Genomic DNA, 12,488 nt, shown 5'->3' with positions numbered 1-12,488 from the left:
CTTATCCTGGCGACCTCGTAAAAGCAGGTTATGCTAAATAGTGTTAGGCGGATGTTTTAGCCTGTTATAAATCGAGTTTTGAATAGCATTAATTGCTAAAGGAGAATAATCATGAATAAGACAGCTGCAATCATTTCTGCCTGTGCGTTTACTTTTGCCCTGAGCGCCTGTTCTGGTAACAACTACGTGATGCATACCAACGATGGTCGTTCCATCGTTTCGGAAGGGAAACCGACAACCGATAACGATACCGGGATGATTTCGTATAAAGATGCGAACGGGAACAAGCAGCAGATCAACCGCACGGACGTGAAAGAGATGAAAGAGATCGAGCATTAACCGATCGCAGGCGAAAAAAAAGCACCGCAAGTTGGCGGTGCTACATTAATCACTATGGACAGACAGGGTAAATGTACAGGAAGTGAAAAATTGGTAGCGTTGCTACCGTGGTCTGAATCGCAGACCAATTGCAAACACAACAACACAACATCACAACCGTAAGCCAAAAGCCCTTCAGAACACGCATTCCGAAAAAAGCTCTTCGTTCCGGCTCAGGAAGTGCCGCCACTATAGGTATTTGCTGGTAGTTCCTCAACGGACAAATTATAATGGCTCAGATAAAAAAAACTAATAGGTTAAACGTTGTTTCCTATTTGTTAAATTCAGTTAACATCTAAGCCAGATAACCATGTCAAAGCGATTGCCACCCCTTAATGCATTACGCGTTTTTGATGCAGCAGCACGTCACCTCAGCTTCACCCGTGCGGCAGATGAGCTTTTTGTGACACAGGCCGCAGTAAGTCACCAAATCAAGTCTCTGGAGGATTTCCTGGGCCTTAAGCTATTTCGTCGACGCAATCGTTCATTGCTGTTGACTGAAGAGGGGCAGAGCTATTTTCAGGATATTAAAGAGATTTTTTCCCAGCTCACGGAAGCCACGCGCAAGCTGCAGGCCCGCAGTGCAAAAGGTGCCCTGACTGTCAGTTTATTGCCCAGTTTTGCCATTCAGTGGCTGGTGCCAAGACTCTCAAGCTTTAACTCAGCTTATCCGGGGATCGACGTTCGAATCCAGGCGGTGGATCGTCAGGAAGACAAGCTGGCCGATGATGTGGATGTCGCCATTTTTTACGGTCGAGGTAACTGGCCGGGCTTGCGTGTCGAGAAATTATACGCAGAATATCTGCTGCCGGTCTGCTCGCCTCTGCTGTTAACGGGCGACAAAGCGCTGAAGACCCCCGCTGACCTGGCGCAGCATACGCTTTTACATGATGCCTCTCGCCGCGACTGGCAAACGTATACCCGTCAATTAGGTCTAAGTCATATAAACGTGCAGCAAGGGCCCATTTTTAGCCACAGTGCGATGGTGCTACAGGCTGCCATTCACGGGCAGGGCGTGGCGTTGGCAAACAACGTGATGGCGCAGTCCGAAATTGAGGCAGGCCGTCTGGTTTGCCCATTTAATGACGTACTGGTCAGCAAAAATGCATTTTATCTGGTTTGTCATGACAGTCAGGCAGAACTGGGTAAAATAGCCGCCTTCCGGCAGTGGATACTGGCAAAGGCGGCAAGCGAGCAAGAGAAATTCCGCTTCAGGTATGAACAATAACGTTTGTGTGCCGGGCACGCATTAATTCAGGACTTAAACATGACCAGCCGATTCATGCTTATTTTTGCCGCGGTGAGTGGCTTTATTTTTGTTGCACTGGGCGCCTTTGGCGCACATGTATTGAGCAAGTCGTTGGGTGCTGTCGAGATGGGCTGGATCCAGACCGGCCTTGAATACCAGGCGTTCCATACGCTGGCTATTTTCGGACTGGCGGTGGCGATGCAGCGTCGGATCAGCATCTGGTTTTACTGGAGCAGCGTTTTTCTGGCGCTGGGTACTGTGCTGTTCAGCGGCAGCCTCTACTGTCTGGCACTTTCACATCTGCGCCTTTGGGCGTTTGTTACACCCGTCGGCGGCGTCAGCTTCCTGGTGGGGTGGGTATTAATGTTTATCGGAGCTATCCGTCTGAAACGCAAGGGCGTTGTTCATGAATAAAGTTGTTTTATATTGTCGCCCGGGGTTTGAGAAAGAGTGCGCCGCGGAAATTACCGATAAAGCGGCGAAGCGCGACGTCTTCGGCTTTGCCCGCGTGAAAGAGAATGCGGGCTATGTGGTCTTTGAATGCTATCAGCCCGAAGATGCGGATAAGCTGGCGCGCGAACTGCCGTTTAGCTCGTTGATCTTCGCTCGTCAGATGTTTGTGGCGGGTGAGCTGTTGAAAGACCTTCCCCCGGAAGACCGCATCACGCCAATTGTCGGCATGCTGCAGGGCGTAGTGGAGAAGGGCGGCGATCTGCGCGTGGAAGTGGCGGATACTAACGAAAGTAAAGAGCTGATGAAGTTCTGCCGCAAATTTACCGTGCCGCTGCGCGCGGCGCTGCGTGATGCGGGCGTGCTGACGAACTACGAAACGCCGAAGCGTCCGGTAGTACACATCTTCTTTATCGCTCCGGGCTGCTGTTATGCCGGCTATTCGTATACCAACAATAATTCGCCATTCTATATGGGGATCCCGCGTCTGAAGTTCCCGTCGGATGCACCGAGCCGCTCAACCCTGAAGCTGGAAGAGGCCTTCCACGTCTTTATCCCGGCCGATGAGTGGGACGAGCGTCTGGCTAACGGTATGTATGCCGTCGATCTTGGCGCGTGCCCGGGCGGCTGGACCTATCAGCTGGTGAAACGCAATATGTGGGTATCGTCTGTTGATAACGGCCCAATGGCGCAAAGCCTGATGGACACCGGGCAGGTAACCTGGCTGCGTGAAGACGGTTTCCGCTATCGTCCGACCCGTAACAACATCTCCTGGATGGTGTGCGACATGGTTGAGAAGCCAGCAAAAGTGGCCGCGCTGATGGCCTCCTGGCTGGTGAACGGCTGGTGCCGCGAGACCATTTTCAACCTCAAGCTGCCGATGAAAAAGCGCTACGAGGAGGTCTCTCAGAACCTGGCCTACATCCAGGCGCAACTGGATGAGCACGGTATTAACGTGGAGATCCAGGCGCGTCAGCTGTATCACGATCGCGAAGAGGTGACGGTACATATTCGTCGCTGGTGGGCGGCCGTAGGCGGGCGTCGCGACGAGCGATAGCGCGCGCTTTGTTTTGCCCGGTGGCGCTGTGCTTGCCGGGCCAACAAAACCGTGAACCGTTTAACGCTCTAACCGCAACTGCTGCAAATTCCCGTCCAGCTGTAAATCCGTCTGTAACGTCGCCACATCCCGACATATAAACGCCATCTCTTTGTGCGCCTCCAGCTTTTTGCGCCATTTTTCCGGCACGTCATCCAGCCTGGCGTATATCCCCTCCAGACTCTGAAAATCTGTCAGCAACTGGGCGGCGCTCTTCGGCCCGATACCCGCGACCCCCGGTACCTTCGAGCTGCTAATCCCCGCCAGTCCCCAGTAGTCAGGCAGTTGATCTGGTGAGACGCCAAACTCGCTGGCAATAAATGGCGCGTCCAGCCAGCGTTTCTGGAAGTAATCGCGGATGCGGATGGTGGGAGAGAGAAGCTGGCAGTAGCCTTTATCCGTTGAAACGATAGTGGCCTGATGTCCGGCACTCGCTACCTTGACCGCAAGCGTCGCGGCCAGATCGTCCGCTTCGTTGCCGTGTGCGCCCCAGCAGGGAACGCCGCGTTGTTCAAAGGCCGCGCGAATAACGGGCATTTCGGCATGCAGGTCGTCCGGCATCGGCGCGCGTCCGGCCTTGTAGTCAGGGAGACGCTGGTGTCGCCAGCCGCTGTTCCGCGCTTCGTCATCAAACACCGCCACTGCATGGGTAGGTTCGCTATGGCGAATAAGCTGCTCCAGCGCGTGCAGGCAAGTGTCCTTACAGGGCGTGCCCTGTACCGCATGGATACGGCGAATCAGGTTGAGCGCGTCGACGATAAGTAAATGAACAGCCACAGATAATCTCCCTTAAAGCTAATGGGTAAAGGGTATCACTGTCAGCGGGTTGAAACGAATAGCGTGAGGGAAAACAGGAAGAAGCCTCGCAAAACGAGGCTTCCTGAGAGGCTTAATCGCAGGTCACGATCTTCATCGCCAGGCCGCCGCGAGAGGTTTCGCGGTATTTGGCGTTCATATCTTTGCCTGTTTCGTACATGGTTTCGATAACTTTATCGAGGCAGACGCGCGGTTCGCTGGTGCGGCGCAGGGCCATACGTGCCGCGTTCACCGCCTTCACGGAGGCGATCGCGTTACGCTCGATGCACGGTACCTGTACCTGCCCGGCAACTGGGTCACAGGTCAGACCCAGGTTATGCTCCATGCCGATTTCCGCCGCAATGCACACCTGAGCCGGGCTCGCGCCCAACAGTTCAGCCAGACCCGCCGCTGCCATGGAGCAGGCCACGCCGACTTCACCCTGGCAGCCCACTTCCGCACCGGAAATCGACGCGTTCATCTTATACAGAGAACCAATCGCGCTGGCGACCAGCAGGTAGCGCGCCAGAGAGTTGGCGTTGACCTCACGGATAAACTTGTCGTAGTACGCCAGCACGGCCGGAACGATACCGCATGCGCCGTTGGTCGGCGCGGTGACCACGCGGCCCCCTGCGGCGTTCTCTTCATTCACCGCCAGGGCGAACATGTTAATCCAGTCCACGACGGCCATGGGGTCGGTAGTCGTTTTGTCGGTGCTCACCAGCATACGGCGCAGCGCCGCCGCACGACGCGGTACGCGAAGCTTGCCAGGCAGAACGCCTTCGGTAGTGATCCCGCGCTCAATACCGCCGCGCATCACTTCCCAGACGCTGGTGAAGTGCTGTTCAAGTTCCTCTTTGCTGTGAAGGGCCAGCTCGTTTTTCATCATCAGACCAGAGAGGGAAAGCCCCGTCTCCTGGCAGTGACGCTGAAGATCCGCCGCCGTTTTGTACGGATACGGCACTTCAACAGAAGAGGTACTGGTTTGACCAAAGTGGTCTTCGTCGACGATAAAACCGCCGCCGATAGAGTAATACGTCTGGCTGTAAACCGCTTTGTCGCCGGCCAACGCGGTAATGCGCATGCCGTTTTCGTGCAGCGACAGGTTGTCCGCATGGAAATTCATGCAATGGTCAACCGGGAATTCAACCTCATGCTCACCGTTCGCCAGCAGCAAACGACCGTGGGTGTTCACATCCTGGATGAAGCCAGGGATCGCATCAATATCAACGGTATCCGGCAGGTTCCCCGCCAGGCCCATGATAATGGCGATATCGGTATGGTGGCCTTTCCCGGTCAGAGAAAGGGAACCGTAAACATCGACAACCACGCGGGTAACGTCATGCAAGATGCCGCGTGCAATCAAGTCGTCCGTGAACTGCTTACCGGCTTTCATTGGTCCGACGGTGTGAGAGCTGGAAGGACCAATACCGATTTTGAAGATATCGAATACGCTAATCATGATGCGTCCATTGCTTTCAGTCAGAGAGGGAGGAGTGCGCCGTCCGAAGACGGCGCGGGTGACAATCAGAACATGGTGTACAGGGAGTAGAAGATCGCAGAGATAGCGATAAGACCCATGATAACCACGAAGACATTACTCACATGGCCGCTGTACTTACGCATGGCTGGCACTTTCTGAATCGCATACATCGGCATCAGGAACAGAATCATCGCGATGACCGGGCCACCCAGCGTTTCAATCATACCCAGGATGCTTGGGTTCAGGGTCGCTACCGCCCAGGTGGTGAGCAGCATGAACAGCGCAGTGATTTTATTCAGCTTGCTGATTTCAATGCTCTTGCCTTTACCACGCAGAGATTTAATCACCATACCGTTGAAGCCTTCGCGTGCGCCCAGGTAGTGGCCCAGGAAGGATTTGGTGATGGCGATCATCGCGATGATCGGTGCCATCCACGCAATCAGCGGTGCGTTAAAGTGGTTCGCCAGGTAAGACAGAATAGAGATGTTCTGATCTTTCGCTGCCGCCAGGTCTGCCGGGGAGAGGCTCAGTACGCAGCTGAAGACGAAGAACATCACGGTCAGCACCATCATGATGTGAGCGCGAGCCAGGATGCTGGAGCACTTCTTCTCAGCGCCATTACCGTACTCTTCACGTTTCGCCACCGCGAAAGAGGAGATGATCGGGGAGTGGTTGAAGGAGAAGACCATGACCGGGATTGCCAGCCACAGGGTCATCAGCAGGCCGTTACCGGTTGCAGACGCGCTGCTCAGGGACAGCGTTTCCAGTGCGGCACCGTTCCACTGTGGGATCAGGTAGCAGGCCAGCAGCATCAGTGCTGCGACAAACGGGAATACCAGCACGCTCATGGCTTTCACAATCATCTGCTCACCGAAGCGCACGATGGTCATCATGCCGACAATCAGGATCAGAGACAGGATGGCACGCGGTGGTGGCGTCATGTGCAGCTGGTGCAACATGAAGCTTTCAACGGTGTTGGTGATGGCCACGCTGTAAACCAGCAGGATGGGATAAATCGCGAAGAAGTAGAGCAGGGTAATCAGTTTACCTGCACCCACGCCGAAGTGTTCTTCAACAACTTCAGTGATGTCTTCGCCCGGGTTTTTACCGGACAGCACGAAGCGGGTCAGACCGCGGTGTGCGAAGTAGGTCATCGGGAAGGCGATGATGGCCATGATGATCAGCGGAATCAGACCGCCGACGCCTGCGTTGATAGGAAGAAACAGTACACCAGCGCCGATTGCTGTGCCGTAAAGGCCAAGCATCCACATGGTATCCGTTTTGCGCCAACCACTTCGGGATTCAATCGAAGCAACGGTGCTGGTTTGAGTGGTTTCCATCTATATCTCCTGGAGGAAGCAAATTGTCAGGTTTCTAGTCAAATCCGATGAAAAAGTGCCTGACGGTAATATGAAATTCGTTCAGTGACGGTTTTTTAATAATTTTCGCCCGTAACTATTGGCGGGCGGAAAGATACATTCTCGTTATGAATCTATCAGTGATCCTGATCCCAAATGCAATAATCCACTTATGAAGTGGGCATCTTTAGACCATTTATCTGTTAAAAAAACATCAAAGAGAATTTACGCGCGCGCAGGCTATCACCAACGACATGTAAGCTAAAAGGGCGGCCCGCGAGATAGGTGTCTTTTGCTGTAAAGAAATGGCTTTTTAGGATTTTCTGGCGGGTAATTTAGATTAAGGCTGATAATTTGCGGTTGCTAATGCGAGGTAATCGTTTGCGTTTGCGGCGAGTTTGTTTAAGACATAAGTGATATCTATGAATTGATTCGGTAATAAAAAAGCCGGGACGCACAACAGGGCGTCCCGGCTTTAACGACAACAGACCAACCGTTAAGTGCAGATTTCGTAGCACGGAATATAGGCTGAGCCCGGCAACTTCATGCGGTGTTGGGCCACAAAGCCCTGAAGCATGTCATCCATGCGACGCATCATCTCCCGGTCACCGTGGATCTTGTACGGACCATACTGCTCAATCGCGCGAATGCCCATCTCTTTCACGTTCCCCGCGACAATCCCGGAGAAGGCGCGACGCAGATCGGCAGCCAGCACTTCCACCGGCTGGTCCGGGTAGAGTTTGAGGTTCGCCATATTTTCATGGGTAGGCTCAAACGGGATCTGCAGATCGGGCGCAATACGAATTGACCAGTTGAAGCTGTAAGCATCGCCGGTATCACGACGATTCTCTTTCACCAGCGGCATCGCTTTTTTCATCTGACGCGCCACTTCCGCCGCGTCATCGATGATGATGCGGTAGTGACGACGCGCGGTTTCTCCCAGCGTATGCACGATAAACTCGTCCAGCACGCGGAAGTAGTCTGCGCTCTCTTTTGGCCCGGTCAGGATCAGCGGCAGAACCTGATCTTTGTTGGCCGGGTTCATCAGAATACCCAGCAGATAGAGCAGCTCTTCCGCCGTGCCCACGCCGCCCGGGAAGATGATAATACCGTGCGCGATACGGACAAACGCCTCCAGGCGTTTCTCGATATCCGGCATGATAATCAGCTCGTTCACCAGTGGGTTAGGCGGCTCAGCGGCAATGATTGACGGCTCGGTCATGCCGATAAACCGTCCCTCTTTGTAACGCTGCTGCGCATGACCCACCGCGGCACCTTTCATTGGCGCTTCCATTGCCCCTGGACCACAGCCGGTACAGATATTTAGCTCACGCAGGCCAAGCTGCGTTCCTACCCGGCGGGCATAGAGATATTCGGTTTCGTTAATCGAGTGACCGCCCCAGCAGACCACCATGTTCGGGGCTTCGCCAACGTGCAGGGCACGTGCGTTGCGCAGAATAGAGAATACCAGGTTGGTAATATGGACCGAGCTTTCCAGATCGAGATGCTGGAAACGGCCTGCGTTGTGGATCTGCCCGTTAACAAACAGGATGTCACGCAGTACGGCAAACAGGTTGGCCTGAAGGGAACGAATGATACGCCCGTCAACAAAGGCCTCTTCTGGCGGGTTGATCACTTCCAGTTTCACGCCGCGCTCGCGGCGCAGCACGTTGATATCAAAGCTTTCGAAGCGGGACAGCAGTTCTTTACTGTTATCTGTCAGGCTTCCGGAGTTCAGTACGGCAAGTGAACAGTTACGAAACAATTGATACAAATCGCTGCTGGCCGTGCGTTTAAGCATGTCCACTTCCAGCTGCGACAACATATCCATTGAGCCAAGCGGGCTAATATGTGTAATCAAGTGAGCTCCTTATGGGACGATTATCGTCATTCCCTTTGATTACAATAGCCCTGGCGTGTGAGGTTTCACAACACTTCGGGCGGAATACCGCCCGCATATTGTGAAAAAATTTATATTATTGACGTACCAGGCGACCCGTCGCTGGCACAAAATCAGTGTTGGTGCGCCACGGGTTAATGTCCAGCCCACCACGTCGGGTATAGCGCGCGTAAACGCTCAACTTCTCTGGCTGGCAGAAACGCTGGATATCACTAAAAATACGCTCCACGCACTGCTCGTGGAATTCGTTGTGATGGCGGAACGACACCAGATAGCGCAGCAGCTTTTCGCGATCGATTTTCGGGCCGCGATACTGGATCTGTACCGAACCCCAGTCCGGCTGGTGGGTAATCAGACAGTTGGATTTCAGCAGATGGCTGACCAGCGTCTCTTCAACCACCTTGCCGCTCGCCGCGTTTTCGAGGTAATCGGCGCTGAATTCATAATTCTCCACCTCGATATCCTGATCGTCGATGCAGGTTCCGTTGAAGTGGGCGATCGGCTGCCCTTCCAGTTCGTGCAGGCGGTACAGCGAAACGCTGACCTGACCCTGAGCACAGGCGGTTAAATCGCGTTCCAGCGTCTGCTGAACCTCATCCCAGTGATTAAATTTGGTCTGGTTGAAACTGTTGAGATAGAGCTTAAAGCTCTTGGATTCCACCAGATTCTGGCTGGCGTAATCCAGCTCAACGTGTCCGACCGCCACCTGCGGCAGGCCGCGCGCGTTGAGCCAGGAGATTTCATACAGCGTCCAGATATCGCCGCCCACGAACGGCAGCGCGTCCGCGTGCAATCCCAGAGGATCGCGGTTCAGACTGCGCGGCACACCCTGCAGCAGGCTTGCATCGTAGGTATCGCGGTAATCGGTCGATTTACCCAGCGTTAAGCCGGTTAACGCCTGATGATTTTCGTAAGACATGTTTCATAGCCACTTTACAGGTACACTTATGGGCTGAGTTTATCCTGTCTTACAAGAAGAGAGAAATCGGTGGACATCGAAACTGCAAATGCCCTTACTACCTTCACGACCCGCTATTGCGATGCGTGGCATGAAAAGCATGGAACGTGGCCGCAAAGTGCTGAATTATATGGCGTACCGTCACCGTGCATTATCTCTTCTCAGGATGATTATGTTATCTGGCAGCCGAAGCCGAGTACCGCCGGGCAAAATGTAAATGCGGTTGAACGGGCTATGGAGATTGTGGTACAACCAGCGGTTCACGCGTTTTACGTCACGCAATGTGCAGGGGATATGCCCGCTCGCTTGGGTGATTTGACGCTGACGCTGTTGCAGACCTGGAGCGAAGACGATCTGCAGCGTGTTCAGGAAAACCTGATTGGTCATCTGGTCACGCAAAAACGCCTTAAGCTTTCTCCGACGCTCTTTATTGCTACGCTCGACAGTGACCTGGATGTGATTTCCGTCTGTAACCTGTCTGGCGAAGTGATTAAAGAGACCATCGGCACCCGCAATCGCGAGACCCTCGCCCCTTCACTTGCGGATTTCCTTACCCGACTTGAGCCTCTTCTGTAATCCATAATGCTACAGCGCGTGTGAGAGATCTCTTACAAGGTTTGTGAGAGATCGCTGGAACATTCAGTATTACCTCATTTAATTAAGATTAATATCACGCTGTTTTTCAATGGATTAGCTGTTTATCCCAGCTTTTATAGGGCTTTCTTACGTCTTACAACGCTCCCCTGGTGGGTTGTAAGACGAAGCGGAATAGCGGATTCTATCTCTGTCGACAGGACGCCGACACGAGAAACGAACATCAGGATGATGGCGTTTCTTACTCAGGACACGTCAGGATGACGCTGCAGGAAGGCTTCAGGATGAAGCAAAGGGATAACGCAGGACGCGTAAGGGACACCTCCAGGAAGGAGAACGAGAGCCGAACAGGACGGTCGGTGGGTCAGGAAGGCCAGGACGTTTCAGGATGAAACAAGCACGTCAGGAAGATGTGTGCAGGATGCGAAAGGTAGACGGATGACCAGCCCTTCGGGCATCAGGAAAAGTTGTCACGGATGAGCAGGGAGCACGAATTGTAGCTGGAATGCTGCGGAACGAACCGGGAGCACTGTTTTTACAGTGCTCCCTTTTTTATTTCTGCCTCCCGCAATGCTATGCTGCGCGCCGTTCACTTTTTCAGTTGAGGTTACCATGACGCAACACGATAGCATTCGTGCTCAGTTGCACGCCATCGAAGCCCTTTTGCGCCAACATCAGCTGTGGCAAGAGACCGCGCCGCAGCCGGAAGCGTTCGCCAGCACCCAGCCATTTTGTCTGGATACCCTGGCCCCGTTCGAGTGGCTCCAGTGGGTGTTAATTCCGCGCATGCACGCGCTGCTGGAAGGCGGTCATCCGCTGCCGCAGGCGTTTGCGGTCTCTCCCTATTATGAAATGGCTCTTGAGGCGACGCACCCTGCGCGCGCGGTCATGCTGGTTGAGCTGGAAAAACTGGATGCCCTGTTTGCCGGTGAAGATGCATGACGCTTGAGATCCTCTATCAGGACGAGTGGCTGGTGGCGGTGAATAAACCGTCTGGCTGGCTGGTGCACCGCAGCTGGCTGGATCGCGACGAGAAAGTGGTCGTGATGCAGACCGTACGCGACCAGATTGGTCAGCATGTTTTTACCGCCCATCGTCTCGACAGACCGACCTCCGGCGTGCTGCTGATGGGGCTTTCCAGCGAGGCGGGACGTCTGCTGTCTCAGCAGTTCGAACAGCACCAGATCCAGAAACGCTACCACGCGATCGTGCGCGGCTGGCTGACGGACGCCGCCACGCTCGACTATCCGCTGGTAGAGGAGCTGGATAAAATCGCCGATAAATTTGCCCGCGATGACAAAGGCCCGCAGCCTGCCGTGACGGATTATCGCGGCATGGCGACCACGGAAATGCCGGTGGCAACCAGCAAATTCCCCACTACGCGCTACAGCCTGGTTGAGCTTTTGCCCAAAACCGGGCGTAAACACCAGCTGCGACGCCATCTTGCGCACCTGCGCCACCCGATTATTGGCGACAGCAAGCACGGCGATCTGCGCCAGAATCGCAGCGCGGCCGAGCATTTTGGCTGTAACAGACTGATGTTACACGCCAGCGAGCTTAGCCTGACCCACCCGTTTACCGGCGAACCGCTGAATATCCGTGCAGGGCTGGATGATGTCTGGATGCAGGCGCTGTCACAGTTTGGCTGGCTGGGGCAACTCCCCGAAAATGAAAGGGTTGAGTTTGTATCTGGCAACGTTCAGGATGAACAGTAAACGCATTCATAGGGAAAAATATCATGGCTGAAGTAGGCATTTTTGTCGGCACTATGTACGGCAACTCACTGCTGGTAGCGGAAGAGGCTGAGGCGATTCTGGCAAGCCAGGGCCATAAAGCCACGGTCTATGAAGACCCGGAACTGGCAGACTGGGAAAAGTATAAAGATAAATACATTCTGGTGGTGACGTCCACTACCGGGCAGGGCGATCTGCCGGACAGCATCGTGCCACTTTTCCAGGGCATTAAAGACCAGCTTGGCTATCAGCCGGACGTTCACTACGGCATCATTGCCCTGGGCGATAGCTCTTACGCAAACTTCTGCGGCGGCGGCAAGCAGTTTGATGCGCTCCTGCAGGAACAGAGCGCCCAGCGCGTCGGCGAGATGCTGCTGATTGATGCCGGTGAGCATCCTGAACCGGAAAGCGAATCGAACCCGTGGGTCGAGCAGTGGGCTACGCTCCTGAAATAGTTTTCCAGGCCGGGTCAGGCGAAGCCGCCACCCGGCAAT

Annotated in this window: 13 protein-coding genes; 8 read left to right on the top strand and 5 right to left on the bottom strand. The window is 54.2% G+C overall.

The genetic code is table 11. The features are described from left to right. Positions 1–111 precede the first annotated feature (111 nt). The 4 genes from A4308_RS02640 to rlmM all read left to right on the top strand — a co-directional run bounded on the left by A4308_RS02640 (position 112) and on the right by rlmM (position 3,134). A complete protein-coding gene (locus A4308_RS02640) occupies positions 112–339 on the top strand; it encodes a YgdI/YgdR family lipoprotein (protein ID WP_008499648.1) in 228 nt (75 codons plus the stop codon). A 349-nt stretch (positions 340–688) separates the two neighbouring features. Beyond that, positions 689–1,606: a glycine cleavage system transcriptional regulator GcvA gene (gcvA, locus tag A4308_RS02635; RefSeq protein WP_014885066.1), complete on the top strand. Its 918-nt coding sequence runs from the start codon at positions 689–691 to the stop codon at positions 1,604–1,606. A 39-nt stretch (positions 1,607–1,645) separates the two neighbouring features. Then, a complete protein-coding gene (locus tag A4308_RS02630) occupies positions 1,646–2,041 on the top strand; it encodes a DUF423 domain-containing protein (RefSeq protein WP_014885065.1) in 396 nt (131 codons plus the stop codon). Next, the gene (rlmM, locus tag A4308_RS02625; protein WP_014885064.1) at positions 2,034–3,134 is read left to right on the top strand and encodes a 23S rRNA (cytidine(2498)-2'-O)-methyltransferase RlmM; all 1,101 of its coding nucleotides are present in this window, start codon (positions 2,034–2,036) and stop codon (positions 3,132–3,134) included. Before A4308_RS02630 ends, rlmM begins: the two co-directional genes overlap by 8 nt. 60 nt (positions 3,135–3,194) lie before the next feature. On the opposite strand, the gene xni is transcribed toward rlmM, so the two are convergent. The 5 genes from xni to queF form a co-directional block, all read right to left on the bottom strand. Further along, positions 3,195–3,950: a flap endonuclease Xni gene (gene xni, locus A4308_RS02620; RefSeq protein WP_023337708.1), complete on the bottom strand. Its 756-nt coding sequence runs from the start codon at positions 3,948–3,950 to the stop codon at positions 3,195–3,197. Between the two features lie 112 nt (positions 3,951–4,062). After that, on the bottom strand, positions 4,063–5,430 hold the full coding sequence (gene sdaB / locus A4308_RS02615; protein WP_014885062.1) for an L-serine ammonia-lyase II: 1,368 nt from the start codon (positions 5,428–5,430) through the stop codon (positions 4,063–4,065). Positions 5,431–5,495: 65 nt separating this feature from the next. Further along, positions 5,496–6,791 carry an HAAAP family serine/threonine permease gene (locus A4308_RS02610; RefSeq protein WP_014885061.1) on the bottom strand — a complete coding sequence of 432 codons (1,296 nt, stop codon included), beginning with the start codon at positions 6,789–6,791 and terminating at the stop codon, positions 5,496–5,498. A gap of 514 nt (positions 6,792–7,305) precedes the next feature. After that, on the bottom strand, positions 7,306–8,670 hold the full coding sequence (gene ppnN, locus A4308_RS02605; protein ID WP_014885060.1) for a nucleotide 5'-monophosphate nucleosidase PpnN: 1,365 nt from the start codon (positions 8,668–8,670) through the stop codon (positions 7,306–7,308). A 115-nt stretch (positions 8,671–8,785) separates the two neighbouring features. Beyond that, entirely contained in the window at positions 8,786–9,628 is an 843-nt protein-coding gene (gene queF / locus A4308_RS02600) for an NADPH-dependent 7-cyano-7-deazaguanine reductase QueF (RefSeq protein ID WP_014885059.1), read from the bottom strand. Between the two features lie 69 nt (positions 9,629–9,697). Here queF and syd point away from each other — a divergent pair, with 69 nt between their 5' ends. The 4 genes from syd to A4308_RS02580 all read left to right on the top strand — a co-directional run bounded on the left by syd (position 9,698) and on the right by A4308_RS02580 (position 12,449). Next, positions 9,698–10,243: a SecY-interacting protein gene (gene syd / locus A4308_RS02595; RefSeq protein ID WP_063308467.1), complete on the top strand. Its 546-nt coding sequence runs from the start codon at positions 9,698–9,700 to the stop codon at positions 10,241–10,243. Between the two features lie 630 nt (positions 10,244–10,873). Beyond that, a complete protein-coding gene (locus A4308_RS02590; RefSeq protein ID WP_014885057.1) occupies positions 10,874–11,203 on the top strand; it encodes a YqcC family protein in 330 nt (109 codons plus the stop codon). Further along, complete coding sequence (truC, locus tag A4308_RS02585; protein WP_023331205.1) at positions 11,200–11,976, top strand: tRNA pseudouridine(65) synthase TruC; 777 nt, start codon at positions 11,200–11,202, stop codon at positions 11,974–11,976. Before A4308_RS02590 ends, truC begins: the two co-directional genes overlap by 4 nt. 23 nt (positions 11,977–11,999) lie before the next feature. After that, positions 12,000–12,449: a flavodoxin gene (locus A4308_RS02580; protein WP_023337703.1), complete on the top strand. Its 450-nt coding sequence runs from the start codon at positions 12,000–12,002 to the stop codon at positions 12,447–12,449. Positions 12,450–12,488 lie beyond the last annotated feature (39 nt).

The sequence above is a fragment of the Enterobacter sp. ODB01 genome, from assembly GCF_001623605.1.
GTDB classification, from domain to species: domain Bacteria; phylum Pseudomonadota; class Gammaproteobacteria; order Enterobacterales; family Enterobacteriaceae; genus Enterobacter; species Enterobacter kobei.
The sequence above is the reverse complement of the archived record's forward strand: the minus strand, read 5'-3'. Positions and strand labels throughout refer to the sequence as shown.